General features: G+C 63.8%; 21 protein-coding genes and 2 tRNA genes. 1 reads left to right on the top strand and 22 read right to left on the bottom strand.

The genetic code is table 11. From position 1 onward, the window contains the following. Window positions 1-20 precede the first annotated feature (20 nt). The 22 genes from rbfA to tpiA all read right to left on the bottom strand — a co-directional run bounded on the left by rbfA (window position 21) and on the right by tpiA (window position 22,279). On the bottom strand, window positions 21-413 hold the full coding sequence (gene rbfA / locus FHT08_RS05745; protein WP_024937968.1) for a 30S ribosome-binding factor RbfA: 393 nt from the start codon (window positions 411-413) through the stop codon (window positions 21-23). Between the two features lie 141 nt (window positions 414-554). Then, window positions 555-3,263: a translation initiation factor IF-2 gene (gene infB / locus FHT08_RS05740; protein ID WP_166774529.1), complete on the bottom strand. Its 2,709-nt coding sequence runs from the start codon at window positions 3,261-3,263 to the stop codon at window positions 555-557. 95 nt (window positions 3,264-3,358) lie between these two features. Continuing rightward, window positions 3,359-4,870 carry a transcription termination factor NusA gene (nusA, locus tag FHT08_RS05735; RefSeq protein ID WP_016903006.1) on the bottom strand — a complete coding sequence of 504 codons (1,512 nt, stop codon included), beginning with the start codon at window positions 4,868-4,870 and terminating at the stop codon, window positions 3,359-3,361. Between the two features lie 4 nt (window positions 4,871-4,874). Then, window positions 4,875-5,465 carry a ribosome maturation factor RimP gene (rimP, locus tag FHT08_RS05730; RefSeq protein ID WP_104606032.1) on the bottom strand — a complete coding sequence of 197 codons (591 nt, stop codon included), beginning with the start codon at window positions 5,463-5,465 and terminating at the stop codon, window positions 4,875-4,877. Window positions 5,466-5,675: 210 nt separating this feature from the next. After that, window positions 5,676-5,752 (bottom strand) — tRNA-Met (locus tag FHT08_RS05725). 201 nt (window positions 5,753-5,953) lie between these two features. Next, complete coding sequence (gene nuoN, locus FHT08_RS05720) at window positions 5,954-7,414, bottom strand: NADH-quinone oxidoreductase subunit NuoN (protein WP_166774528.1); 1,461 nt, start codon at window positions 7,412-7,414, stop codon at window positions 5,954-5,956. 36 nt (window positions 7,415-7,450) lie between these two features. After that, window positions 7,451-8,953 (bottom strand): NADH-quinone oxidoreductase subunit M, encoded by a 1,503-nt coding sequence (locus tag FHT08_RS05715; RefSeq protein WP_166774527.1) that lies wholly within the window; start codon window positions 8,951-8,953, stop codon window positions 7,451-7,453. 20 nt (window positions 8,954-8,973) lie between these two features. Next, a complete protein-coding gene (nuoL, locus tag FHT08_RS05710) occupies window positions 8,974-11,148 on the bottom strand; it encodes an NADH-quinone oxidoreductase subunit L (RefSeq protein ID WP_104536849.1) in 2,175 nt (724 codons plus the stop codon). 7 nt (window positions 11,149-11,155) lie between these two features. Continuing rightward, window positions 11,156-11,461 carry an NADH-quinone oxidoreductase subunit NuoK gene (nuoK, locus tag FHT08_RS05705; protein ID WP_006450557.1) on the bottom strand — a complete coding sequence of 102 codons (306 nt, stop codon included), beginning with the start codon at window positions 11,459-11,461 and terminating at the stop codon, window positions 11,156-11,158. Then, window positions 11,458-12,120 (bottom strand): NADH-quinone oxidoreductase subunit J, encoded by a 663-nt coding sequence (locus FHT08_RS05700; RefSeq protein ID WP_181109131.1) that lies wholly within the window; start codon window positions 12,118-12,120, stop codon window positions 11,458-11,460. Before FHT08_RS05700 ends, nuoK begins: the two co-directional genes overlap by 4 nt. 4 nt (window positions 12,121-12,124) lie before the next feature. Next, window positions 12,125-12,613 (bottom strand): NADH-quinone oxidoreductase subunit NuoI, encoded by a 489-nt coding sequence (gene nuoI, locus FHT08_RS05695; protein ID WP_002810206.1) that lies wholly within the window; start codon window positions 12,611-12,613, stop codon window positions 12,125-12,127. Window positions 12,614-12,616: 3 nt separating this feature from the next. After that, window positions 12,617-13,708, bottom strand: coding sequence for an NADH-quinone oxidoreductase subunit NuoH (gene nuoH, locus FHT08_RS05690; protein ID WP_104536848.1), 1,092 nt, complete (start codon window positions 13,706-13,708; stop codon window positions 12,617-12,619). Continuing rightward, window positions 13,705-15,939, bottom strand: a complete 2,235-nt coding sequence (nuoG, locus tag FHT08_RS05685; RefSeq protein WP_166774526.1) for an NADH-quinone oxidoreductase subunit NuoG — start codon at window positions 15,937-15,939, stop codon at window positions 13,705-13,707. Before nuoG ends, nuoH begins: the two co-directional genes overlap by 4 nt. After that, window positions 15,936-17,270 (bottom strand): NADH-quinone oxidoreductase subunit NuoF, encoded by a 1,335-nt coding sequence (gene nuoF / locus FHT08_RS05680; RefSeq protein ID WP_024937978.1) that lies wholly within the window; start codon window positions 17,268-17,270, stop codon window positions 15,936-15,938. Before nuoF ends, nuoG begins: the two co-directional genes overlap by 4 nt. Window positions 17,271-17,273: 3 nt before the next feature. Beyond that, on the bottom strand, window positions 17,274-17,801 hold the full coding sequence (nuoE, locus tag FHT08_RS05675; protein WP_166774525.1) for an NADH-quinone oxidoreductase subunit NuoE: 528 nt from the start codon (window positions 17,799-17,801) through the stop codon (window positions 17,274-17,276). After that, complete coding sequence (locus tag FHT08_RS05670; protein WP_016902995.1) at window positions 17,798-19,105, bottom strand: NADH-quinone oxidoreductase subunit D; 1,308 nt, start codon at window positions 19,103-19,105, stop codon at window positions 17,798-17,800. Before FHT08_RS05670 ends, nuoE begins: the two co-directional genes overlap by 4 nt. Continuing rightward, window positions 19,102-19,854 (bottom strand): NADH-quinone oxidoreductase subunit C, encoded by a 753-nt coding sequence (locus tag FHT08_RS05665; protein WP_024937980.1) that lies wholly within the window; start codon window positions 19,852-19,854, stop codon window positions 19,102-19,104. The genes FHT08_RS05670 and FHT08_RS05665 overlap by 4 nt, the downstream gene beginning before the upstream one ends. Window positions 19,855-19,890: 36 nt before the next feature. Next, window positions 19,891-20,445, bottom strand: a complete 555-nt coding sequence (locus FHT08_RS05660) for an NADH-quinone oxidoreductase subunit B (RefSeq protein ID WP_166774524.1) — start codon at window positions 20,443-20,445, stop codon at window positions 19,891-19,893. Further along, window positions 20,436-20,792 carry an NADH-quinone oxidoreductase subunit A gene (locus FHT08_RS05655; protein WP_003485539.1) on the bottom strand — a complete coding sequence of 119 codons (357 nt, stop codon included), beginning with the start codon at window positions 20,790-20,792 and terminating at the stop codon, window positions 20,436-20,438. The genes FHT08_RS05660 and FHT08_RS05655 overlap by 10 nt, the downstream gene beginning before the upstream one ends. A 102-nt stretch (window positions 20,793-20,894) precedes the next feature. Further along, a tRNA-Leu gene (locus tag FHT08_RS05650) sits at window positions 20,895-20,979 on the bottom strand. 49 nt (window positions 20,980-21,028) lie between these two features. Beyond that, entirely contained in the window at window positions 21,029-21,490 is a 462-nt protein-coding gene (gene secG / locus FHT08_RS05645) for a preprotein translocase subunit SecG (protein WP_104606026.1), read from the bottom strand. A 33-nt stretch (window positions 21,491-21,523) separates the two neighbouring features. Next, window positions 21,524-22,279 carry a triose-phosphate isomerase gene (tpiA, locus tag FHT08_RS05640; protein ID WP_104606025.1) on the bottom strand — a complete coding sequence of 252 codons (756 nt, stop codon included), beginning with the start codon at window positions 22,277-22,279 and terminating at the stop codon, window positions 21,524-21,526. Window positions 22,280-22,391: 112 nt separating this feature from the next. Between tpiA and FHT08_RS05635 the strand changes: the two genes are divergently transcribed. Beyond that, window positions 22,392-23,192 carry an SDR family oxidoreductase gene (locus tag FHT08_RS05635; RefSeq protein ID WP_104606024.1) on the top strand — a complete coding sequence of 267 codons (801 nt, stop codon included), beginning with the start codon at window positions 22,392-22,394 and terminating at the stop codon, window positions 23,190-23,192. Window positions 23,193-23,422 lie beyond the last annotated feature (230 nt).

Below are 23,422 nucleotides of genomic sequence, written 5' to 3'. Positions count from 1 at the left end.
AGGCGGCCGGCCGGCAGCGCTCAGCGCTGCTCGGCGTCCTCGTCGCTGGACGCGGCCTCGGGGCCGACATCGTCCAGGTCACGCAGCAGGTTGTCGATGCGCTCGCCGCGGTCGACCGAATCGTCGTAATGGAAATGCAGCTCGGGCACGTGGCGCAGCTTCATCGCGCGCGCCAGCTGCGTGCGCAGCTGACCGGCGATTTCCTTGAGCCCCTTGACGGCTTCGGCCGAACGTTCCTGCTGCAGCGCGGTAACGAACACCTTGGCATGTGCCAGGTCGCGGCTGATTTCGACGTCGGAAACGCTGACCGACGGCAGGCCGTGGTCGCGCACGGCCGCGTGCACGATCGTGCCGAGGTCGCGACGCACCTGCGCCGAAACGCGGTCGGTGCGATGGAATGATTTGGTTGGCATGGTCATGGACCTGGTTGATTCGGAGGGCCAGTTGGCACCGAAGCCAAAAACGGACGCGGGCGGCCATGCCGCCCTCGCCTTGCAGAACTTGCCTTGCAACTCCGCCTGACGGAGTCCGGGGCCCGCAGGCCCCGGCAGCCGTTATAGCGTACGGGCGACTTCGATACGCTCGAAGCACTCGATCTGGTCGCCGGCCTTGACGTCGTTGTAGGCCTTCACGCCGATACCGCACTCGGTACCGTTGCGCACTTCCTCGACGTTTTCCTTGAAGCGACGCAGCGATTCCAGCTCGCCCTCGAACACCACGACGCTGTCGCGGAGCACGCGGATCGGCTTGCTGCGCTTCACCACGCCTTCGATGATCATGCAGCCTGCAACCGCGCCGAACTTGGAGCTGCGGAACACGTCGCGGACCTGCGCGATACCGATGATCTCTTCGCGGATTTCCACGCCGAGCAGACCCGACGCCACCTGCTTCACCTGGTCGATCACGTCATAGATGATCGAGAAGTAACGCAGATCGATGCCGTTGGACTCGACGATCTTGCGGGCCGAGGCATCGGCACGCACGTTGAAGCCGATCACCGTGGCCTTGGAGGCCGCTGCCGAATTGGCATCGGATTCGGTGATGCCGCCCACACCGGAGTGGATCACGTTGATGCGGATGTCGTCGTTGGACAACGCCACCAGCGACTGCTTGAGCGCTTCCACCGAGCCCTGCACGTCGGCCTTGATCACCAGGTTCAGCACCTGCTGGCCTTCGCCCTTGCCCATCTGGGCCAGGATGTCTTCCATGCGGTTGCTGGCCGAGGCCACCAGACGCGACTCGCGACGCTTGGTTTCGCGCTGCTGCGCCACGTCCTTGGCCAGACGCTCGTCGTCGACGACCACGAAGTCGTCGCCGGCTTCCGGCACGCCGGACAGCCCGAGCACCTGTACCGGAATCGACGGGCCGGCCGAGGCCGGCTGGTGGCCGGTCTCGTCGAACAGCGCACGCACGCGGCCGTACTGGATGCCGCACACCAGGTAGTCGCCACGCTTCAGCGCGCCCTGCTGCACCAGCACCGTGGCCACCGGGCCGCGGCCCTTGTCCAGCGAGGATTCGATCACGGTACCGCTGGCGCGGCCCTCGGCCACTGCCTTCAGCTCCAGCACCTCGGCCTGCAGCGAGATCGCGTCCAGCAGCGTGTCCACACCGGTACCGACCTTGGCCGACACTTCGATGAACTGGGTATCGCCACCGAACTCTTCGGCCACCACGTTTTCAGCCAGCAATTCGTTCTTGACCCGCAGCGGATCCGCGCCGGCCTTGTCGATCTTGTTCACCGCCACGATCAACGGCACGCCTGCCGCCTTGGCGTGCGCCACCGCTTCCTTGGTCTGCGGCATCACACCGTCATCGGCCGCCACGACCAGCACGACGATGTCGGTGATCTTGGCGCCACGGGCACGCATCGAGGTAAACGCGGCATGGCCGGGCGTATCCAGGAAACTGATGACGCCACGGCCGGTTTCGACGTGGTACGCACCGATATGCTGGGTGATGCCACCGGCTTCGCCCGAGGCGATCTTGGTGCGACGGATGTAATCCAGCAGCGAGGTCTTGCCGTGATCGACGTGACCCATGATGGTCACCACCGGCGGACGCGACGTAGCATCGCCCTGCGCATCCTCGGCATGCGCCAGCAGCGCATCCTCGAAGTCGGCATTGTCGGCACGCACGGCCTTGTGGCCGAGTTCCTCGGTCACCAGCGCGGCGGTGTCATGGTCGATGCTTTGGGTGATGGTCGCCATGACGCCCATCTTGAACAGCGCCTTGACTACATCGCCGCCCTTGAGCGCAAGCTTCTGCGCCAGGTCGGCCACGGTGATGGTTTCGCCGATCGCCACTTCGCGTACCACCGGCGCGGTCGGACGCTCGAACCCGTGCGGACCGCTATTGCCCTGGTTGCCGCCACGGCCGTTGTCGTTGCCACGACGCGAGGACGACGAACCCGGACGACCGGTCGGCTTGCCGCGCACGTTGGAACGGCGCGCACGATCGGCCGCGGACAGATGCAACTGCCCGGCAAAACGCTTGGTCGCATCGTCGTCTTCGACACCCGCCACCATGACGTGCGAACCGCGCGTCTTGTGCTTGGCCGCATTGGAACGGTCGTCCGGACGCGCCGGCGTGGCAGGACGCGATGCCGGCGGTGCGCCAGCCGGACGGGCCGGACGCGGCGCAGACGGCGACGACGGCGTGCGTGCGGCAGAGGCTGCAGGCGGTGCGGCTGCGGCAGCCACCGGCGCCGGCGCACTGGCAGCCGCAGCGGCTTCCTCGGCAGCCTTGCGCTCGGCTTCGGCGCGGTCGCGCGCAGCCTGTTCCTCTTCGCGCTTGCGCTGGATCGCTTCGTCGCGCACGCGGTCGCTTTCGGCCAGCGCCTGCTGCTCGTCGAGATTGCGCTGACGCGAGGCGGCGAGCTTGGCCAGAATGTCGGCGCGCTCCTCGTCCGGCGTCATCGGCGCAGGACGGCCGCTGCCTTCGTTTTCGGACTTCACGTAGGTGCGCTTCTGCCGCACTTCCACGTTGACCGTGGTCTTGGTGCGGCCGGCGCTGACCGTGACTTCCTGCAGCTTGCGCCGGTTGAGCGTGATCTTCTTGGCTGCTTCGCTCGCCGCTTCGGCAGGCGTCTCGGCCTTGCCATGCGTGCGACGCAGGAAGCCAAGCAGTTTCATCTTCTCGGTGCTGGTCACGACCTGGTCGGGACCGCTGAACTTCATTCCGGCCTCGGCCAGTTGAACCAGCAGTTTATCGACCGGCGTATTGACCAGTTCGGCAAGCTTGCGGATAGTGGTTTGCTGCGACATTCGGATCCTATGATCTGGTTGGCGCCCCCTCGCCCAGAGCAAGGGAAACGCTGATTCTAAGCCCTGATGGGGTCAGGGCGCGGTTCATTGCCGGCTCATTCGCCGCGCTCCAAACGGGCGATCTCCTCGGCGCGGGCCGCCAGGATCAGCGCCGCGGCGCGCTCCTGGGTCAGACCCTCGATGCCGAAGTCGACGATCTCGTCCGCTGCCAGGTCGGACAAGTCCTCGCTGGTGCGCACGCCATGCTCGGCCAGAGCAAAGGCCGTTTCCTCGTCCATCCCCTCCAGCGCCAGCAGGTCCTCGGTGGGCTGAGTTCCTTCCAGGCCTTCTTCTTCTGCCAGCGCGGCGTTGAGCAACGCATCGCGGGCACGGGCGCGCAGCTCTTCGACGATGTCTTCGTCGAAGCCTTCCACCGCCAGCAACTCGCCGACCGGCACGTAGGCGATTTCCTCGACCGTATTGAAGCCTTCGGTCACCAGGATCGCTGCGATTTCCTCGTCCACTTCCAGGCGATCCATGAACAACTGGCGCGCGGAGGTCTGCTCGGCTTCGGACTTGGCGGCCACCTGGTCGGCGGTCATCACGTTGAGCTGCCAACCGGTCAGGCGGCTGGCCAGACGCACGTTCTGGCCGCCCTTGCCGATCGCCTGGGCCAGGCGGTCTTCCGCCACGGCCAGATCCATCGAGTGCTTGTCTTCATCGACGATGATCGACTGCACTTCGGCCGGCGCCATCGCATTGATGACGAAGTTGGCCGGGTTCTCGTTCCACAGCACGATGTCCACGCGCTCGCCATTGAGCTCGTTGGACACCGCCTGCACGCGCGACCCACGCATGCCGATGCACGCGCCGATCGGATCGGTACGGGTGTCGTGCGCGATCACCGCGATCTTGGCGCGGTCGCCCGGATCGCGTGCGCAGGCCTTGATCTCGACCAGGCCCTGGCCCACTTCCGGCACTTCGAGCTTGAACAGCTCGATCATGAATTCCGGCGCGGCGCGGCTGATGAACAGCTGCGGGCCACGGGGTTCGGAACGCACTTCGGCCAGATAACCGCGCACGCGGTCGCCCGGGCGCAGCACGTCGCGCGGGATGCCCTTGTCCTTGGGAATGAAGGCTTCGGCATTGCCGCCCAGGTCGACAAAGATGTTGCCGCGCTCGGCGCGCTTGACCACACCGGTGATCAACTCGCCGACGCGATCCTTCCAGGCATCGACCACCTGCTGACGCTCGGCTTCGCGCACCCGCTGCACGATCACCTGCTTGGCAGCCTGCGCCGCGATACGGCCGAAGTCCGGGTTTTCGATCTGTTCTTCGATGTAGTCGCCCACATCCACGCCGTCGGCTTCGTCGACGGCATCCATCAGACGCACCTGGCGATCCGGGGATTCCATCACGACATCGTCGGCAACCACTTCCCAACGACGATAGGTTTCGTAGTTACCGTCCTTGTGGTCGATGGTCACGCGCGTCAGCACGTCCTGGTCGGGATAGCGCTTCTTCGCTGCGGAAGCCAGCGCGGCCTCGATCGCATCGAAGATCACTTCGCGCGGCACGCCCTTTTCGTTGGCCACCGCATCCACTACCAGCAAAAGTTCCTTGCTCATTTCGTCACTCCGCGCGCGGCTTGCCAGCCGCCGACTCGTTGGATGGTTTCTTCTTCTCGTGCCCGGGTTTTTTCGGGCCGGGCTTGTTCGGTTTTTGCGGGGCCAGGCCCAGGGCGACCCAATCCGGCAGGATGCGCGCCTTGTCAATGTTGTCGAAGCCCACCTGCACATCCTTGCCATCGATGACGAACACCACCGTATCGGCCTCGGAGTCGATCCGCGCGATCTGGCCCTGGAAGCGGCGCCGGCCATCCTGCGCCAGCTTCAACACGATCTTGGCGGACTCGCCAACGTGACGGCCGAACTGCTCCAGCGTGAACAACGGGCGGTCCACACCCGGCGAGGACACCTCGAGCGTGTAGTTGCCGGTGATGGGGTCCTCGACGTCGAGCTGGGCCGAGACTTCGCGGCTCACGCGCTCGCAGTCGTCGACATTGATCACGCGCTCGGGCTGTTCGGCCAGCGGCACATCGATGTACAGGCGCAATGTGGCGCCACCTGGAGCGGGAAGATATTCCACACCCAGCAGTTCCAAGCCCAAGGACTCAACCGTTGGACTCAGCAGATTCGCGATTTCGGTCGCTTTTTCGCTCACAGACTGCCCTGATCAGATGATTGCCAGTAGAACCCCGGCAACCGGCAGCAAACTTTCCGGTTCCGGAAAAAACAAGGGGCCCGATGGGCCCCTTGCGTAAAAAAAGCCCGACCTCTCAGGGTCGGCGCAAAGACGGGAACATGCGTCTTTGCGATCCAAGAAGCTGAAGTACTGCCCTAAGGCATTGCATTAAAGCAGTACTTCAAAACTTGGTAGCGGGGGCAGGATTTGAACCTGCGACCTTCGGGTTATGAGCCCGACGAGCTGCCAGACTGCTCCACCCCGCAGCAGAAGCGGAATTATGAAGAACTTGAGCGGCAATTGCAAGCCCTAGTTTTTCATCGATTGAAAACCCTGGGGTCTTCAACGTCGCGGCAAATGATAACCGCATTGCAACAAAAACGAAACAGCAATCACGACTTTATTTCAGGCCTCCATCGACGGCGCGCATAGCACACGCGCCGCGAGGTCATGCGAGGATGCGTGCCTTAGGCAAGGCCCGCAAATGCCCGCTGGCACCACACCATGATCGGGCTCCAGGCCAGGCCTAGCGCAAGCAAGGCCAGCGCATTGACGCTAAGCACGGTGCCGAGCACACGATCGTTGTTGGCCGGCAACGGCTCGCCCACCGGCTCATCAAAATACATGACCTTGATGACACGCAGATAGTAGAAGGCGCCGATCACCGCGCAAAGCACGCCGACCAGGGCCAGCCACAGCATGTCGCCCTTCACCGCGGCGCCGAGCACCGCCAGCTTGGTCCAGAAACCCAGGAACGGCGGGATACCCGCAAGCGAGGCCATGATGCACAGCACCAGGCCGGCCATCCACGGATTGCGTGCGTTGAGTCCCTTGAAGTCGTCGATGTTCTCGGCTTCGAAGCCATTGCGCGACAACGCGATGATCGCGCCGAACGCGGCGGTCGACATGATGGTATAGCTCACCGCGTAGAACATCGCCGCGGCATAGCCTTCCTCGCCACCGCCGGCCACGCCCATCAACAAAAAGCCGATGTGCGAGACGGTCGAGTACGCCAGCATGCGCTTGAGGTTGCTCTGCGCAATTGCCATCAGGTTGCCGATCACCAGCGACACTGCCGACAGGCCACCGATCAACAGATGCCACTGCGGCGACAGCGGACCCATTCCCACTTCGAGCAGGCGATACGCCATACCGAAGGCGGCGAGCTTGGGCGCGGAGCTGATGAACAAGGCGATCGGCGCAGGCGCGCCCTGGTACACGTCGGGCAACCACATGTGAAACGGCGCAGCACCCAGCTTGAAGGCCACGCCGGCGATCATGAAGATGGTGCCGGTCAGCAGCAGCGTGCGCTCGCTGGAGCCGTCGATCGCGTCGTGGATGCCGCTCAGGCTCAGCGTGCCGGTGGCGCCGTAGACCAGCGACATACCGTACAGCAGCAGACCCGAGGCCAGCGAACCGAGCACGAAATACTTCATCGCCGCTTCGGTGGCCAGGCCGTTGTCGCGGTTGGAGGCGACCAAAGCGTACGAGCACAGCGCGAGCAGCTCCAGGCCCAGATACACCATCAGCAGGCTGCCCGCCGAGGTCAGCAGCATCATGCCAGCGGTGGCGAACAACACCAGCACCGGGATCTCACCCTGATAGAGATTGCGTTCGCGCAAGTACGTCCAGCCGTAGACCAGGCTCAGGCCGCTGACCAGCACGATCACCGTCTTCATCACGTCGGCCGCGGTGTCGCGCACGAACATGCCGTGGAAGATCTCGCCCTGCCCGCCCGTGCCGGTCGCCAACAGCGCGAACACCACCGCAAGCACGGCGACGGAGAACAGGTGGGTCCAGACCTTGTTCCGCTGGCTCACGAACAGGTCGAGCATCAGCAGTGCAAAGGCGCCGCCGATCAGCACCAGCTCCGGAACAAGCGGAGCCAGGTCAGCGGTGGTCAACGGCGCGAGCGTTGGCGTGGTCATCATCAAATCCTGGAAATCAAAACGTACGGCAAGCTGTTACAGCTTGGACGCGGCAATCTGGGTAGCCAGCTTGGCGATCGATGGTTCCATCAGATCGGTCAGCGGCTTCGGATACAGGCCCAGGGCCAGCACGCCAACGGCGAACACCCCCAGCACGAACGCCTCACGGCCATTGATGTCCTTCAGCTCGGCCACATGGGCGTTGGCCACTTCGCCGAAGAACACGCGCTTGTAGAGCCACAGCGTGTAAGCGGCGGTGATCACCAGCGTGGTGGCGGCAGCGAAGGCAACCAGCGGGTGTTTCTGGAAGCTGGCCAGGATCACCATGAACTCGCCGACGAAACCACTGGTACCCGGCAGGCCGGCGTTGGCCATGAAGAACAGCATGGAGAACGTCGCGAACCACGGCATCACATTGACCACACCGCCGTAATCGGCGATGCGGCGGGTATGCATGCGGTCGTACAGCACGCCGATGCAGGAGAACATCGCACCGGACACGAAGCCGTGCGAAACCATCTGCACCATTGCACCCTGCAGGCCCAGACGGGCGGCGTCGGTGCTGCCGTACTCACGGACCAGGGTGAAGGCGATAAAGGTGCCGAGGGTGACAAAGCCCATGTGCGCGATGGACGAATACGCCACCAGCTTCTTCATGTCGTCCTGCACCAGGGCCACCAAGCCGACGTAGACCACCGCGATCAGCGACAGCGCGATCACCAGCCAGGCGAACTCATGGCTTGCATCCGGCACGATCGGCAGGTTGAAGCGCAGGAAGCCGTAGCCGCCGATCTTCAGCGCGATCGCAGCCAGGATCACCGAACCGGCAGTCGGCGCTTCGACGTGCGCATCCGGCAGCCAGGTGTGCACCGGGAACATCGGCACCTTGACCGCAAATGCGATCAGGAAGGCGAAGAAGATCCAGGTCTGCTCCTTGGCGGTCAGCTGCAGCGCGTACAGGTCGGCCAGCTGGAAGCTGCCACCCTTCAGATACAGGTAGACCAGGCCCACCAGCATCAGCACCGAGCCGAGGAAGGTGTACAGGAAGAACTTCATCGCCGCGTAAATACGCCGCGGACCGCCCCAGACGCCGATAATCAGGAACATCGGGATCAGCATGGCTTCGAAGAAGACATAGAACAGCATCGCATCGGTCGCAGCGAAGATGCCGACCGTGACGCCTTCCAGGATCAGGAAGGCGGCGACGTACTGATTGACGCGCTTGTCGATCGAGCGCCAGGCGCCGATCAGGGCCAGCACCGTCACCAGCGTGGTCAGCACGATCAACGCGACCGCGATACCGTCCACGCCCAGGTTGTAGCCGATGTTGTAGGCCGGAATCCAGGCATGCAGTTCGATGAACTGCATGGCGTCATTGGCCGTATCGTAGCCCAGCAGCGGCAGACTCAGCACAAAGGTCGCCACCGCCACCGCCAACGATGCCCAGCGGGCGGTCTCGGCGTTGCGCAACGCAAGGATCAAGGCGCCACCGATAATCGGCAGCCAGATCAAGATAGACAGTAAAGGCCAGTTCGACACGTTTTCTTATTCCGTACAGGTCAACGCCAGAAATGCATCAGTACCGCCAACAAGGCGATCAAACCGATGATCATTGCGAAGGCGTAGTGATAGAGGAAACCGGATTGCGTGCGACGCAGCAGATTTGCAGCCAGGTCGATCAGTCGGGCAGAACCATTGACGACGACACCGTCGACCACATGGGTATCGATGGCACGTGACGCCTTGCCAAGGACCACGCCGCCACCGGCGAAGCCATTGATCCAGAGCTTGTCGAAGCCGTACTTGTTTTCCAGCAGCCACACCACCGGCGCGAACGCCTTGCGCGACTTGGTAGCCAGTTCCGGCTTCCACAGATAGAACAGCGCAGCCAGCAGCAGACCGGCGACCGTCAGGAAGAACGGCGCCGCCATCATGCCATGCAGCGCGAAGGCGACCGGGCCGTGGAACTCTTCGGCCAGTGCGCCGACGGTGTCGCGTGCCGGATCGTAGAAATCGACGATGCCGGTGAAGAACGACACTGCCTGCCCCTTGATCGCATGCGCGGCGTGGTGGCCCTGCCAATCGGTGCCGAACAGCATCGGGCCGATGGTGAAGAAACCGATCGCCACCGACGGGATCGCCAGCAGGATCAACGGCAACGTCACCACCCACTTGGATTCGTGCGGCTCGTGGGCACCATGGTGACCATGACCGTGATCGTCGTGACCGTGCGTATCGTGTGCATGTGCGTCGTGCGCATGACTGTCGTGCGCGTGGACCTGCGCCTCGGCATCGGTATGCGCGCTGTCATGGTGACCATGGACGTCGTGCGCATGGGCATCGCGGAAGCGCTCCTTGCCATGGAAGGTCAGGAACAGCAGGCGGAAGCTGTAGAAGCTGGTCACCAGTACGCCACCGAGCACTGCCCAGTACCCGTACGTCGCGATCCAGCTATGCGACTCGTGGGCATGGTGTGCGGCTGCCTCGATGATGGTGTCCTTGGAGTAGAAGCCGGAGAAGAACGGCGTACCGACCAGTGCCAGCGTACCGATCACGCTGGTCCAGTAGGTCACCTTCATGTACTTGCGCAGGCCGCCCATCTTGCGCATGTCCTGCTCGTGGTGCATGCCGATGATGACCGAGCCGGCCGCCAGGAACAGCAGCGCCTTGAAGAAGGCATGCGTCATCAGGTGGAACACGGCGGCCGAATAGGCCGACACGCCCAGCGCCACCGTCATGTAGCCCAGCTGCGACAGCGTGGAGTACGCAACCACGCGCTTGATGTCGTTCTGCACAATGCCGATCAGGCCGGTGAAGAAGGCCGTGGTCGCACCGATGAACAGGATGAAGTTCAACGCGGTTTCCGACAGCTCGAACAGCGGCGACATGCGCGCGACCATGAAGATGCCGGCGGTGACCATCGTGGCGGCATGGATCAGTGCCGAAATCGGCGTCGGGCCTTCCATCGAGTCCGGCAGCCACACGTGCAGCGGCACCTGCGCCGACTTGCCCATCGCACCGATGAACAGGCAGATGCAGATCAGCGTCATCACGCTCCATTCGTGGCCTGCGAACAGCTGCACCTTGGCGCCGGCCATGGTGGTCGCGTTGGCGAACACGGTGGAGTAATCCAGCGAGCCAAACCACAGCAGCACGCCGGCGATACCGAGAATGAAGCCGAAGTCGCCGACGCGATTGACCAGGAACGCCTTCATGTTGGCGAACACGGCAGTCGGGCGCTTGAACCAGAAACCGATCAACAGATAGGACACCAGGCCCACCGCTTCCCAGCCGAAGAACAGCTGCAGGAAGTTGTTGCTCATCACCAGCGTGAGCATGGAGAAGGTGAACAACGAGATGTAGCTGAAGAAGCGCTGGTAACCCGGGTCTTCTTCCATGTAGCCGATGGTGTAGATGTGCACCAGCAGCGACACGAAGGTCACCACCACCATCATCATCGCGGTCAGGCGATCGACCATGAAGCCGACGTGCGCCGAGTAGTTACCGACATCGAAGAAGGTGTACAGGTTCTGGTTGAACGGGCTGGCGCCCTGCTCCACCAGTTGATACAGCGTCAGGCACGACAGCACGCAGCTGACCGCCACGCCCAGGATGGTGACGTATTGCGCGCCCTTGCGCCCTACCTGGCGACCGAACAGGCCGGCGATGATGCTGCCGACCAGCGGTGCAAGCACCACCGCAATCAACAGACTCTTGGAGAGAGTGATTTCCATCTACAGGTCAGCCCTTCAACGTATCGACTTCGGCCACATTGATCGTGCGGCGCGTGCGGAACAGAGTCACCAGGATCGCAAGGCCGATCGCAGCCTCCGCAGCGGCAACGGTCAGGATGAAGAACACGAACAGCTGACCGGCAGGGTCGCCAAGCTCGCGCGAGAACGCAATGAAGTTGACGTTGACCGACAGCAGCATTAGCTCGATCGACATCAGCAACACGATGACGTTCTTGCGGTTGAGGAAGATGCCGGCCAGGGAGATGCAGAACAGCACCGCGCCCAGTCCAAGCAGGTGGCCCAAGGTAATCAAGACTTCGCCTCCTGTCCGTCGGCTGCGTCGAGCTTCGGCGCAACCTGTACCGGCTTTTCAACCGCCATTTTGACCATGCGCAGACGATCGCCCGCCTTCACCCGCGACTGTTCGCCCGCGTTCTGGTGCTTGATGCCGGTGCGCTTGCGCAGGGTCAGCATCACGGCAGCCACCACGGCCACGGTCAGGATCACCGCAGCGAACTCGAACGGCAGCAGGAACTCGGTGTAGAGGGTCTTGGCCAGCCAGGTCAGGTTCGACACGTCGGCCGCCTGCGCGGCGGCGTTGTCGGCCGGGAACGGTGCGGCACTGCGCGCCTTGACGCCGATCAGGGTGACCATCTGCGCCAGCATGGCGACCGCCACGATGACGCCGACCGGCATGTACTTGACCCACCCTTCGCGCAGACGGCTGGTGTCGATGTCCAGCATCATCACCACGAACAGGAACAGCACCATCACCGCGCCGACGTAGACCAGCACCAGCGTTACGCCGAGGAACTCGGCGCCGACCAGCAACCAGATGCATGCCATCGAGAAGAAGGTGAGGATCAGGCACAACACGGCGTACACCGGGTTGCGCACGCTGATCACCGCACCGGCGGACACGACCGCGACGGCGGAGAAGGCGTAAAAAGCAATAGTGACCCAGTCCATCATGACCTCAACGGAAGGCGGCATCGGCAGCGCGACGCTCGGCGATCTCGGTTTCGAACCGGTCTCCGATCGCCAGCAGCTGCGGCTTGTTGACAATGTTCTCGCCACGCTTCTCGAAGTGGTACTCGAGGATGTGCGTCTCGACGATCGAGTCCACCGGGCAGCTTTCTTCGCAGAAGCCGCAGAAGATGCACTTGAACAGATCGATGTCGTAGCGCGTGGTGCGGCGCGAGCCGTCCTCGCGTTTGGCCGAGTCGATGGTGATCGCCAGCGCCGGGCACACCGCTTCGCACAGCTTGCAGGCGATGCAGCGCTCTTCGCCGTTGGGATAGCGACGCAATGCGTGCAGGCCACGGAAACGCGGCGACTGCGGGAACTTCTCCATCGGATACAGCACGGTGTACTTGGGCTTGAACGTGTATTTCAACGTCAGCCACAGGCCGCCTAGCAGTTCGAGCAGGAGCAGGCTCTTGAAGTAATGGGTGATCTTGTTCATCGGTTACACGCCCTTCTGGATCACGCCGTAAAACACCATCAACGCCGTCACTGCGATCCATACGATCGTGAGCGGAATGAACACCTTCCAGCCCAGACGCATGATCTGGTCATAGCGGTAACGCGGGAAGCTGGCACGGAACCAGATGTAGGCGCTGGCGAAGAAGAACACCTTCATCAGCAGCCACGGCCAACCACCCTTCCACACCCAGTCGATCCACGGCGAAATATCCGCATTGACCCACCCCTGGATCGGGCTCAACCAGCCGCCGAGGAAGAAGATCGAGATCAGGAAGCTGACCAGGATCATGTTGGCGTATTCGGCCAGGAAGAACAGCGCGAACGCACCGCCCGAATACTCCACCATGTGACCGGCGACGATTTCCGATTCGCCTTCCACCACGTCGAACGGCGCTCGGTTGGTTTCGGCGACGCCGGACACCCAGTACACGATGAACAACGGGAACAGCGGAATCAGGAACCAGTCGAAGAAGCCGGAGCTTCCCGCCTGTGCGAACACGATCTGGCTCAGGTTGACGCTGCCCGAGGCGATCATCACGCCGACCAGCGCAAAGCCCATCGCGATTTCGTAGCTGACCACCTGCGCGGCCGAGCGCATCGCGCCCAGGAACGCGTACTTGGAGTTGGATGCCCAGCCGGCCAGGATGATGCCGTACACGCCCAGCGAGGTCATTGCCAGAAGGTACAGCAAACCCACGTTGGCGTTGGACAGCACCAGCTGCGTGTCGAACGGCACCACCGACCAGGCCGCGAAGGCCGGTGCCAGCGTCAGCAACGGCGCGATGATGAACATCGCCTTGTGCGAGCTGCTCGGCTGCACGATCTCCTTGAACAGGAGTTTGAACACGTCGGCGAAGGCCTGGAAGATGCCCATGCCCACGTACATCGGCCCGTGACGCACGTGCATCCAGCCGATCAGCTTGCGCTCCCAGACCACGTAGAAGGCCACCGACACGATCACCGGCACGGTGATCAGCAGGATCTTCAGCACGGTCCACAGCACCACGCCGCCATCGCCCAGACCGACAAACCACTGGTGCAGGGGATCCACCAGGTTCAACAGCAATTCGTTCATGCAGCCACCACCGTTACACGACCGGCACCGAGCGGCGCGGTTGCGCCATGGCCGGATTCGATCCACACCGTGCCCGGTGCGACGCGCTTGTCCAGCACCACCGGCAACGTCGCCTTACCGACGTCGGTACCGACCTTGACCATCTGACCGGCGCCGACCTGCAGCTGCGCAGCCTGCTCCGGATGCATCGCCACACACGGCGCGATGTTGAGCGGATGCGACTGCAGCGCGGCGGCGCGACGCACCACCGCATCGGTGCGATAGATCGCAGCGGTGGCGGCAACTTCCAGCCCGTCATTGCTCGAAGCCGGCTGCGCCGAGGCGACAGGGCTGACGATACGGTTCTGCATGCCGGCACGCAGGCCGACCAGATCGGTGAATTCGAAACCGGCCAGGCCAAGCTCGCCACCGAGGGCACGCAATACGCGCCAACCTTCGCGCGCTTCGACCGGCAGGCGACCGGCGGCACGTGCGGTCTGCACGCGACCATCCAGATTGGTCAGCGATGCGTCGATTTCCGGCAGTGCGCCGATCGGCAGGATCACATCGGCCACATCGCGCGTCGAGGCGCAGGCGAACTGACTGAATGCGACCACCTTGGCACCCGCCAACGCACTGCGTGCAGCGGCGGCATCGGCGAAATCCAGGCCCGGCTCGATGCCATACAGCAGGTAGGCCTGGCGCGGCTGCGCCAGCATGCCGGCGACATCGCGAGCGATCGGCAGCACACCTTGCGCCACCAGACCGACTGCGTTCGCACCCTGCGGGATCCGGCACAGCGAGGCGCCGGTTGCAGCGGCAAAGTCGCGTGCAGCGGCACGCAACGCGGCAGCCTGCGGGTGGTTTTCAGCCAGTGCGCCGACCACGATCACGGCGCGCGTGGCGCCCTTGACCGCATCGCGCAATGCCGTATCGTCCAGGGCACTGGCCAGCTGCGACGGCGCAACGACCGTACGGCTTGCCTGGGTGAAGGCGAAATCGAAATCGACCGGATTGACCGAATGGATCTGCGTCCCGTTCTGGATGCTGGCCTTGCGCAGGCGTGCATGCAGCAACGGCAGCTCGTGACGCACATTGGTGCCGAACAGCACCACCACATCGGCGCGCTCGATCTCGGCCAGCGGCGTGGCGAACACTTCGGCCACCGCGGCATCGGAGAAATCGCGGTTGAGCAGGCGGTGATCCAGATTGCCGCTGTTCAGGCCTTCGGCCAGACGTGCAAGCAATGCGCCCTCTTCGTTGGAGGTGGACGGATGCACGAGCACACCGAGCGGGTCGCCGGCGTTGTCACGCAGGATCTGCGTCGCGGCGGCCAGAGCTTCGGCCCAGCTCACCTCGGTCCACTGCCCGTTGACCTTTTTCAACGGCTTGACCGCACGGTCTTCCGAATACAAGCCCTGATGCGAATACCGGTCGCGGTCGGACAGCCAGCACTCGTTGACCGCCTCGTTCTCGCGCGGCACGGTGCGCAGCACTTCGCCGCGACGCACATGCAGGAACAGGTTCGAGCCCATCGCATCGTGATAGCCGAGCGATTCGCGCGCCATCAATTCCCACGGACGCGCGCGGAACTGGAACACCTTGTTGGTCAGCGCGCCGACCGGGCAGACGTCGATGACGTTGCCGGAGATTTCGGTGGTCAGCGGCTTGCCGTCGTAGGTGCCGATCTGCAGGTTCTCGCCGCGATACATGCCGCCCAGCTCATAGGTGCCGGCAATGTCTGCGGTGAAACGCACGCAGCGGGTGCACTGGATGCAGCGGGTCATTTCGGTGGCGACCAGCGGCCCGATGTCCTCGTCCGGCACCACGCGCTTGCGCTCGTTGAAGCGGCTGACCGAACGGCCGTAACCGAGCGACACGTCCTGCAGCTCGCACTCGCCGCCCTGATCGCAGATCGGGCAGTCCAACGGGTGGTTGATCAGCAGGAATTCCATCACGCTGCGCTGGTACTTCAACGCCTTTTCGCTACGCGTGGTGACCTTCATGCCATCCATCACCGGCGTGGCACAGGCAGGCGACGGCTTCGGGGATTTTTCGACATCCACCAGGCACATGCGGCAGTTGGCCGCGATCGGCAGCTTCTCGTGGTAGCAGAAGCGCGGGATCGGGATGCCGGCCTTGTCGGCCGCCTGGATGATCATCGAACCCTTCGGCACCACCAGGGACTGCCCGTCGATCTCGACGGTGACATGGTCCGGTGGCACGTTCGGGTTCACTGGTTGGGCGCTCATGCAGCCACTCCGACATGCGTGTCGACGATCGAACGACCGTTGACGATGTAGTACTCGAACTCGTCCCAGAACTGGCGCAGGAAGCCTTGAATCGGCCACGCCGCCGCTTCGCCGAAGGCACAGATGGTGTGCCCTTCGATCTGGCCGGCAACGGTGCGCAGCTGATGCAGGTCTTCCATCGTGGCCTTGCCGGCGACGATGCGCTCCAGCACGCGGTGCATCCAGCCGGTGCCCTCGCGGCACGGGGTGCACTGGCCGCAGGATTCCTTGTGGAAGAACTGCGAGATGCGGCAGGCGAAGCGCACGCAGCAGACGCTGTCGTCCAACACCACGATCGCGCCCGACCCCAGGCCGGTCCCGAGCGCACGCAAGGTGTCGTAGTCCATCTGCAGCCCGGCAACCTGGTCGGCCTTCAGCACCGGCATCGACACGCCGCCAGGCACCACGCCCTTGAGCTTGCGGCCCGGACGCAGGCCACCGGCCATTTCCAGCAACTCGTCGAAGGTGGTGCCGAGCGGCACTTCGAAATTACCGCCCTTCTGCACGCAGCCGGACACCGAGAAGATCTTCGGGCCGCCGTTCTTGGTCTTGCTCAGCCCCAGGAACCACTCCGGGCCGTTGCGAATGATCGCCGGCACCGACGCGTAGGTCTCGGTGTTGTTGATGGTGGTCGGCTTGCCGTACAGGCCGAAGTTGGCCGGGAACGGCGGCTTGTAGCGCGGCTGGCCCTTCTTGCCTTCCAGCGATTCCATCAGCGCGGTTTCTTCGCCGCAGATGTAGGCACCGGCACCCAGCGCACCGTAGATATCGATATCCACGCCGCTGCCGAGAATGTTCTTGCCCAGCCAGCCGTTGGCGTATGCATCGGCCAGCGCCAGTTCGAAGTTCTCGAACGGCTCGTGGTGGAACTCGCCACGCAGGTAGTTGTAGCCAACGGTCGAGCCGGTGGCATAGCAGGCGATCGCCATGCCCTCCACCACCGAATGCGGGTTGTAGCGCAGGATGTCGCGGTCCTTGCAGGTTCCCGGCTCGGATTCGTCCGAGTTGCACAGGATGTACTTCTGCATCGTGCCCTTGGGCATGAACGACCACTTCAGACCGGTCGGGAAGCCCGCGCCGCCACGGCCGCGCAGATTGGACGCCTTGACCATCTCGATGACGTCGGCCGGCGCGATCTTCTCTTCCAGGATCTTGCGCAGCGCGGCATAGCCACCGGTCTTCAGATAGCTCTCGTACGACCACGGAGTGTCGTAGTGCAGCGTCGTGTAGACGACCTGATGCGGCAACGGCGCCGGACCGACCGGGCCTGAGGGTGCGTGATGATGTGCCATGTCTTACTCCAGCCCGTCCAGCAGCGCGTCGACTTTCTCTTTCGTCAGGTGCTCGTGGTAATGGCCGTTGATGACCATCATCGGCGCTGCAGAGCAGGCCGCCAGGCACTCTTCTTCGCGCTTGAGGTAGACGCGGCCATCGGCCGTCGACTGCCCCAGCTTGCACCCCAGTTTCTTTTCCGCGTGCGCCAGCAGATCTTCGGCGCCGTTGAGCCAGCAGCTGATGTTGGTGCAGAACGCCACGTTGTGGCGGCCGACCTTTTCGGTCTCGAACATCGAGTAGAAGCTGGCGACTTCGTAGGCCCACACCGGCGGCAGATCCAGATACTTGGCCACGCCGACGATCAGCTCGTCGGTCAGCCAGCCCTGGTTCTGCTCCTGCGCAGCGTGCAGGCCCTGCAGCACGGCCGAACGCTTGCGATCGGGCGGAAACTTGCCCAGCCAATGATCGATGTGCGCACGCGTCTTGTCGCTCAGCACCACCTGCGGATCGACGTCGCGCGCCGCTTCGAAATTACCCGTCGCCTTCATCGGTCAACCTCACCGAAAACCAAATCGTAAGTACCGATCATCGCCACGACGTCGGCCAGCAGATAGCCACGCACCACCGCGTCCATCGACGACAGATGCGCAAAGCCCGGCGCGCGCAGATGTACGCGGAATGGCTTGTTGGCGCCATCGGACATCAGGTAGCAGCCGAACTCGCCCTTGGGCGCCTCGACCGCGCAGTAGGTTTCGCCGGCCGGCACGCAGTAGCCCTCGCTGAACAGCTTGAAGTGATGGATCAGCGCTTCCATGTCGTCCTTCATGCCTTCGCGGCTTGGCGGAGCGACCTTGAAATTGGTGACCATGACCGGGCCAGGATTGGCCTTCAGCCACTTCACGCACTGCTTGATGATGCGGTTGGACTCGCGCATCTCGGCCACGCGCACCAGATAGCGGTCGTAGCAATCGCCATTGGTGCCGACCGGCACATCGAACTCCACCGCGTCGTACTTGGCGTAAGGCTGTTTCTTGCGCAGGTCCCACTCGATGCCCGAGCCACGCAGCATCGGGCCGGTCATGCCCCAGGCACGCGCCAGATCCGGGCTGATGATGCCGACGTCGACGGTACGCTGCTTCCAGATACGGTTGTCGGTCAGCAGCGTCTCGTACTCGTCCACGCGCGACGGGAAGGTATTGGTGAAATCCTCGAGGAAGTCCAGCATCGAGCCTTCGCGCGCTGCGTTGAGCTTCTTCAGTGCCCCACCCTTGTGCCAGCGGGATTCCTTGTACTTGGGCATGCGATCGGGCAGATCGCGATACACGCCGCCGGGACGGTAGTAGGCAGCGTGCATGCGCGCGCCACTGACCGCCTCGTAGACGTCCATCAATTCCTCGCGCTCGCGGAACGCGTACAGCATCACCGCCATCGCGCCCAGGTCGAGCGCGTTGGACCCGACCCACATCAGGTGGTTCTTGATGCGGGTGATCTCGTCGAACATGGTGCGGATGTAGTGCGCACGCTCGGGCACTTCGATGCCCATCAAGGACTCGATCGCGCGCACGTAGGCGTGCTCGTTGCACATCATCGACACGTAATCCAGGCGGTCCATGTACGGAACCGACTGGTTGAACGGTTTGGATTCGGCCAGCTTCTCGGTACCACGGTGCAGCAGGCCGATATGCGGATCGGCACGCACCACGGTTTCGCCGTCCATTTCCAGGATCAGGCGCAGCACGCCGTGCGCCGCAGGATGCTGCGGGCCGAAGTTCATCGTGTAATTGCGGATTTCCTGCTTGCTTTCGACAGGATTGCTCGCGAAGGCATCGGTTGCCTGGCGGAACTCACTCACTTGGCGGTCTCCGACTTGCCCACTTCACCAGCGGCAGTCTCATAACGGGCGTCGTCGCGGATCACGCGCGGCACACCGACGCGCGGCTCGACCGAGGTCACCGGCTCGTACACGACACGCTTGCGCTCATCGTCGTAACGCACTTCGACGTTGCCGATCAGCGGGAAATCCTTGCGGAACGGATGGCCGACAAATCCGTAGTCGGTCAGGATGCGGCGCAGGTCCGGATGGCCATCGAAGACGATGCCGAACAGGTCGAAGGCTTCGCGCTCGAACCAGTTCACGCCGGGCCAGATGTCGGTCAACGACGCCACCACCGGCACTTGTTCGTCCGGTGCGTAGCAACGCACGCGCAGACGCTGGTTGTGCTGGTAGGAGATCAGCTGTGCGACCACCGCAAAACGCTGCTTGGGCATGTGCTGCGGATGGGCGCCGTCGGAGCTTTCCTGGCTGGGAAATTCGCCCCAGGCGAAACGACCGACGGCCTTGCCCTCGACGCCGCGGCTGAAGCCCTGCGACGACACGTCGGCGGTGTCCCACTCGTCGCTGCCGTAGCCCAGGTAATCGACGCCGCACAGATCGCTGAGCTGCTCAAAACCGAGCTCGTCGCGCAGGGCCAGACAGGTGGCGTGCCAATCGGCCGCAGCGACTTCCAGCGTCACTTCGCCGCGCGGCAATGCCACGGCGATCTGCGCACCGGCGAAACGTGCCGCAAGTCGGTCAGTGAAGGAAGATGCTTGCTCTGCCATGGGGGCTTGGCTGCTCTCAGTAGAAGAAGACGGGTGTCAGCGCGCGATGGTCTGGGTACGCCAGATCTTCTTCTGCAGCTGCAGGATGCCGTAAACCAGCGCCTCGGCGGTCGGCGGGCAACCGGGGACGTAGATGTCCACCGGCACGACGCGATCGCAACCGCGCACCACCGAATACGAATAATGATAGTAGCCGCCGCCATTGGCGCAGCTGCCCATCGAGATGACCCACTTCGGGTCCGGCATCTGGTCGTAGACCTTGCGCAACGCCGGGGCCATCTTGTTGACCAGCGTACCGGCCACGATCATCACGTCGGACTGGCGCGGCGACGGACGAAACACCACGCCGTAGCGGTCCAGATCCAGGCGCGCTGCGCCGGCATGCATCATCTCGACCGCGCAGCAGGCCAGACCGAAGGTCATCGGCCACATCGAGCCGGTGCGCGCCCAGTTCAGCAGCGCATCGACGCTGGTGGTCACGTAGCCCTTCTCGAGCAGCGGGTTTTCGCCTTCCGGGCGCAGGATGTCTTCCACCCGGCCTTCCGGCATCGGGTTGGTCATCAGACGATCCAGGGTCTGAATCACTCCCATTCCAGCGCTCCCTTCTTCCACACATAGATAAAGCCGAGGAACAACATGCCGACGAACAGCCCCATGGTGACCAGCGAACGTGCGCCAATCTCCATGAACACCTGCGTCCACGGCACGATGAAGATGATTTCCAGATCGAACACGATGAACTGGATCGCGATCAGGTAGTAGCGCACGTCGAACTTCATGCGCGCGTCTTCGAAGGCTTCGAAGCCACACTCGTAAGGCGAGAGCTTGCGCGGGTCCGGACTACGCGGACCGAGGAATCGACCGACCAGCATCAGCACGATGCCGATACCGGTGGCGACGATCAGAAACAGCAGACTCGGCAAATATTCGGCCAGCACAGCGATTCTCTCTTGCCTCTGCCCGCACGCGCCGCGTGCCGGCATGGGGTATAGGCAGACCCCGCGCGCGACAAGCGATGCGCAGGAACTGCAGCCAAACAATGGTGCCCAAGAGGGGACTCGAACCCCTACGACCTAAGTCGCTACCACCTCAAGGTAGTGCGTCTACCAATTCCGCCACCTGGGCATACGTTGCGCCGCTGGGCATCCCAGTGCGCAGCGCATTGTAACCGGCTTCAGCGTTTTTGTGCTGGTTCTGAAGCGTTTTCTTCGCGTGCCGCGGGGGCCTGCTGGACCGGTGCGGACTGCGCCGGCGTTGCGGCAGGCACTGGCTGCGAAGGAGCAGTCGGCACGGCGCCGGCAGCCGGCGCCTGCGGCAATGGCTGAGTCAGCTCGCCCGCAGCGGCAGGCGCCGGGGCAGCCGACTGCGACATCACGCCCAGGTTCTGGTCGGTGGGACGCGCGCCGTGGGTGGCGTACCACGCCATGAACAGACTGATGCTGAAGAACACCACCGCCAGCCACTTGGTGGACTTGGACAGGAAGTTCGACGCGCCCTGCGAGCCGAACACGGTGCCCGACGCGCCGGCGCCGAAGCCGGAACCGGCTGCCGCACCCGCACCACGCTGCATCAGGATCAGCGCAATCATCGCCAGCGCGACCAGCACGTAGACCACATTGAGGATCAACATCAGCATTTCGAAATCCGTCCCCGGACAAAACTTAATGGGTTAACAAGCGGCCGCCGCACGCGCGATGGCCAGGAAGTCCTCGGCGACCAGCGAGGCGCCTCCGACCAGCCCGCCATCGACATCGGGCTGCGCAAACAGCTCGCTGGCGTTATCGGGCTTGACACTGCCCCCGTACAGGATGGGCAGAGAATCGGCAATTCTAGCATCCGCCCTCGCGACTTCGCCACGCAGGAACGCATGGACCGCCTGCGCCTGCTCCGGGCTGGCAGTACGGCCGGTGCCGATGGCCCAGATCGGCTCGTAAGCGAGCACGGCGCGGGCGAAGCCCGCGCTCCCTACCAGCGCCAGCACCGGTTCGAGCTGGGCGCGCAGCACCGCCTCGGTCTGGTCGGCCTCGCGCTGTTCCAGCGACTCGCCCACGCACAGCACCGGGATCAGCCCGGCATGCATGGCGGCGGCGAATTTGCGCGCCACCAGCTCACTGCTCTCACGATGGTACTGGCGGCGTTCGGAGTGGCCGACCAAGCCGTATTCGGCGCCCACATCGACCAGCATGGTGGCCGAGACTTCACCGGTATAGGCGCCCTTCTCGTTGCTGCTGACATCCTGGGCACCGAAACACAGGTGGTGCTCCTCGAAATCCTCGATCAGGTCGCCCAGGTAAGGCAATGGCGGCAGGATGACGACATCGACACCCTCCAGGGGCATGTGGGCAGCGATCCGGGCCACCAGTTCGGTGGCGAAGGCGCGGCTGCCATGCAGCTTCCAATTTCCGGCAACAAGTTTTCGACGCATCAGGTGCAGGCTCCTGAGTGGAAGACAGGCGACAGAATAGCCCATGCCCTGTCGGTAGCCGGCACACTTCTGTCCCCCGCCTGTCCTGTCTCTCCTTCAACGGGAACCTGCCATGTCCGTTTCGCCTGTCTTCGCGCTGGTCACCGGCGCCTCCAGCGGCATCGGCCGCGAGATTGCGCGCGCCTACGCAAGGCGTGGCGTGCCGCTGATCCTGACCGCGCGCCGGGTCGACCGGCTGCAGGCGCTGGCCGTGGAGTTGCGGCCGTCGGTGCGGGTGGAAGTAGTGCCGGCCGATCTGAGCGATCCCGGCGCGGCCGCAACACTGGTCGCGCAGATCCAGCGCAATGGCTGGACGGTGGGCACCCTGGTCAACAACGCCGGCTACGGCGTGCCGGGCCGCTACCTGCACAACGACTGGCCCACGCATGCACGCTTCCTGCAGGTAATGGTAGGCGCGGTATGCGAGTTGACCTGGCGGCTCTTGCCGATGATCCGCGCCAGCGGCCGGGGCCGCATCCTCAACGTGGCCTCGTTCGCCGCACTGGCGCCGAGTGCCGACGGGCAGACGCTGTACGCAGCCAGCAAGAGCTTCCTGCTGCGCTTCAGCGAATCACTGGCGCTGGAAAACGCCGACTGCGCGGTCAAGGTCTGCGCGCTGTGTCCCGGCTTTGCCTGGTCGGAATTTCACGATGTCACCGGCACCCGCGCGGCGATGTCCACCCTGCCCCGCTGGGCATGGCTGCAGGCCGACGACGTGGCCGAGTACGGCATTGCCGCGCTGGAGCGTGGCCAGGTACTGGCTGTGCCGGGCTGGCGCTATCGCCTGGTCAACGCGGCGTTGCGCGTGTTGCCGCATGCGCTCGCGTTGCGCCTGATGGCGCGCGGATCGCATCGGGTACGTCCGTTGCAGTGAGGCGGCTGCGCTTCGGCTGCCTGCAGCGTTTTGCGTGCGCAGCCACACGCCCGTGACTGCGCGCCGTCTGCAGCAGCCAGCTCGTCCATTGCGATGGTCGCGGCCGATACCGGCCGCGGCCTCGGTCCTGTCTGCAGCGCAGGGCGACTGGCAACACGTCGCGGGCGGACTTCCGGTGCCATGGACGACCCGCTCAAGGTCGTCGTCCGTGGGTGGAAAGCTGCCGTCAT

Source organism: Xanthomonas sp. CFBP 8151 (assembly GCF_011761885.1).
Taxonomy (GTDB): Bacteria; Pseudomonadota; Gammaproteobacteria; order Xanthomonadales; family Xanthomonadaceae; genus Xanthomonas; species Xanthomonas arboricola_B.
The sequence above is the reverse complement of the archived record's forward strand: the minus strand, read 5'-3'. Positions and strand labels throughout refer to the sequence as shown.

Excerpts from the sequence above, each read along its gene's own strand:
- secG (WP_104606026.1), bottom strand. The coding sequence starts at position 21,490 with ATGCTGATGTTGATCCTCAATGTGGTCTACGTGCTGGTCGCGCTGGCG.
- nuoN (WP_166774528.1), bottom strand. The coding sequence starts at position 7,414 with ATGACCACGCCAACGCTCGCGCCGTTGACCACCGCTGACCTGGCTCCG.
- FHT08_RS05665 (WP_024937980.1), bottom strand. The coding sequence starts at position 19,854 with ATGGCAGAGCAAGCATCTTCCTTCACTGACCGACTTGCGGCACGTTTC.
- nuoF (WP_024937978.1), bottom strand. The coding sequence starts at position 17,270 with ATGGCACATCATCACGCACCCTCAGGCCCGGTCGGTCCGGCGCCGTTG.
- FHT08_RS05635 (WP_104606024.1), top strand. The coding sequence starts at position 22,392 with ATGTCCGTTTCGCCTGTCTTCGCGCTGGTCACCGGCGCCTCCAGCGGC.
- FHT08_RS05660 (WP_166774524.1), bottom strand. The coding sequence starts at position 20,445 with ATGGGAGTGATTCAGACCCTGGATCGTCTGATGACCAACCCGATGCCG.
- tpiA (WP_104606025.1), bottom strand. The coding sequence starts at position 22,279 with ATGCGTCGAAAACTTGTTGCCGGAAATTGGAAGCTGCATGGCAGCCGC.
- nuoI (WP_002810206.1), bottom strand. The coding sequence starts at position 12,613 with ATGAACAAGATCACCCATTACTTCAAGAGCCTGCTCCTGCTCGAACTG.
- nuoH (WP_104536848.1), bottom strand. The coding sequence starts at position 13,708 with ATGAACGAATTGCTGTTGAACCTGGTGGATCCCCTGCACCAGTGGTTT.
- nuoL (WP_104536849.1), bottom strand. The coding sequence starts at position 11,148 with ATGGAAATCACTCTCTCCAAGAGTCTGTTGATTGCGGTGGTGCTTGCA.
- nuoG (WP_166774526.1), bottom strand. The coding sequence starts at position 15,939 with ATGAGCGCCCAACCAGTGAACCCGAACGTGCCACCGGACCATGTCACC.
- rbfA (WP_024937968.1), bottom strand. The coding sequence starts at position 413 with ATGCCAACCAAATCATTCCATCGCACCGACCGCGTTTCGGCGCAGGTG.
- infB (WP_166774529.1), bottom strand. The coding sequence starts at position 3,263 with ATGTCGCAGCAAACCACTATCCGCAAGCTTGCCGAACTGGTCAATACG.
- nusA (WP_016903006.1), bottom strand. The coding sequence starts at position 4,870 with ATGAGCAAGGAACTTTTGCTGGTAGTGGATGCGGTGGCCAACGAAAAG.
- FHT08_RS05700 (WP_181109131.1), bottom strand. The coding sequence starts at position 12,120 with ATGATGGACTGGGTCACTATTGCTTTTTACGCCTTCTCCGCCGTCGCG.
- nuoE (WP_166774525.1), bottom strand. The coding sequence starts at position 17,801 with ATGAAGGCGACGGGTAATTTCGAAGCGGCGCGCGACGTCGATCCGCAG.